General features: G+C 72.2%; 2 protein-coding genes. Both read left to right on the plus strand.

What is annotated here, in order from left to right; all coding sequences use genetic code 11:
- Positions 1-1091, plus strand: a 1091-nt coding sequence (mftF, locus tag ACFWPJ_RS11930) for a mycofactocin biosynthesis glycosyltransferase MftF (RefSeq protein WP_378849952.1), incomplete at its 5' end; no start/stop codon positions are given.
- A gap of 10 nt (positions 1092-1101) precedes the next feature.
- On the plus strand, positions 1102-2034 hold a 933-nt coding region (locus tag ACFWPJ_RS11935; RefSeq protein WP_378849954.1), incomplete at its 3' end, for a GMC family oxidoreductase N-terminal domain-containing protein.

Consider the following 2034-nt stretch of genomic DNA (forward strand, 5'->3'; position numbering starts at 1 on the left):
CGCTGCGCGGGCACAACGTCATCGTCGTCGACGACGGCTCCGACGAACCGGTGCGCATCCCGCCGCGCCAGGGCCGCGGTCAGGTGACGGTGTTGCGCCACGAGACTCCGCTGGGTCCGGCGGCCGCGCGTAATGCCGGATTACAGGCGGCGACAACGGGCTTCGTCGCGTTCCTCGACTCCGACGTGGTGCCGCGCAGCGGCTGGCTGGAAGTCATGCTCGGGCACTTCAGCGATCCGCAGGTCGCGCTGGTGGCGCCGCGCATCGTCGCGCTGGACAAGGAGTCCAACGCGCTGGCCCGCTACGAGCACACCCGGTCCTCGCTCGACCTGGGCAGGCGCGAGTCCGCGGTGCACGCGCGCGGAGTCGTGTCCTATGTGCCGAGCGCGGCGCTGCTGGCCCGGCGCGCGGCGCTGCTCGGTGAGGGCGGTTTCGACGAGTCGATGCAGGTGGCCGAGGACGTCGACCTGTGCTGGCGGCTGGAACGGGCGGGCTGGCGGCTGCGCTACGAGCCCGCCGCGCACGTCGCCCACGATCACCGGGTGGCCTTCCGTGCCTGGTTCGGCCGAAAGCTGTTCTACGGCACCGGCGCCGCACCGCTGGGCAAACGGCACGCCGGAATGGTCTCGCCGCTGTCGGTGCCGACCTGGACCGTGCTGGCGAGCCTGCTGTTCGCGACCCTGTCCAAGTGGGGGCTGCTCGGCGGCCTGGTCACCCTGGCCACCGCGCTGGTGCGGATGCGGCGGGTGTTCACCGAACTGGACAACCCGACGCGCATCGCGGCGGTGTATCTCGCGCGCGGCTATTTCGCCGGAATGTGGCGGCTGGCTTCGGCGATGTGCCGCGACTACTGGCCCGTGACACTGGTCGCGGTGCTCGCCTCGCGGCGGATCCGCAAGATCGCGATCACCATGGCGCTGGCCGACGGGCTGGCCGACTGGTTCACCCATCGCGATTCCGGCGGACTCGACCCGGTGCGCTATGTCGCCTACAAGCGTCTCGACGACGTCGCCTACGGCAGCGGCCTGTGGCTCGGCGTCATCAGGGCGCGCAGCTTCGAGGCGCTCAAGCCGAGCGTGCCGCCCCGCTGAGTTTCGCTGCGTGACCAGCACTCTCGTCATCGGGGCCGGGTCGGCCGGGTGCGTGCTCGCGGCCCGGCTCAGCGCCGACCCGGCGCACACGGTCCGGGTGCTGGAGGCGGGACCGGTCTGGGCGTCGGCCGCCGAGATGCCCGCCCACCTGCTCGACCCGGGGCATCTTCCGATCGGCCCGGACTCCGACGTGGTGTGGCGGTACCCGGGAAATATCGTGCGGGGCAAGCTGATCGGCGGGTCGGGCGCGATCAACGGCAGCTACTTCGTCCGCCCCACCGCCGCCGACTTCGCGGCGTGGAGCGCGGCGGCCGACAGCACGCGGTGGTCGTTCGACGCGGTGCTGCCGCTGCTCGCCGCGCTGGAATCCGATCGGGATTTCGGGTCCGCGCCCGGACACGGCGCACACGGCCCGATCCCGGTCCAGCGCACCACCGACCCCGCTCCGGTCAGCAGGGAGTTCGCCGACCGCTGCGCGGCACTCGGTTTCGCCGAAGTCGCCGATCTCAACGCCGTCCCCGCCGGTAGCGCGCGAGCGGGCCGCGATGCCACCGCGGAGACGCCGTCCGGCGTCGACCGTGTGGAGGGTTTCGGTCGCGTACCGTTGGCGTTGTCGCGAGGCCTCCGGGCTGGTCCCGCACTCACCCATCTCTATCCCGCCCTCGCCCGGCCCAACCTGACCGTGACCGGCAGGACTACGGCGACCCGGCTGATGCTGCGCGGTTCGCGGGTCGTCGGCGTGGAGTGGGCGCGCGGTCGCGAACGGGGAACGGCCCTCGCCGACCGGGTGATCGTGTGCGCGGGCGCCGTCGAATCGGCGGCGCTGCTGATCCGCTCCGGGATCGGCCCCGAGTCGCAGCTGCGCTCGCTCGGTATTCCCGTCGTCCTGCCCGCACCGGTCGGCGCCTGGAGAACAGACCATCCGGAGATCTGTATCGAGTAC

The organism is Nocardia sp. NPDC058497 (assembly GCF_042720195.1).
Classification (GTDB): domain Bacteria; phylum Actinomycetota; class Actinomycetes; order Mycobacteriales; family Mycobacteriaceae; genus Nocardia.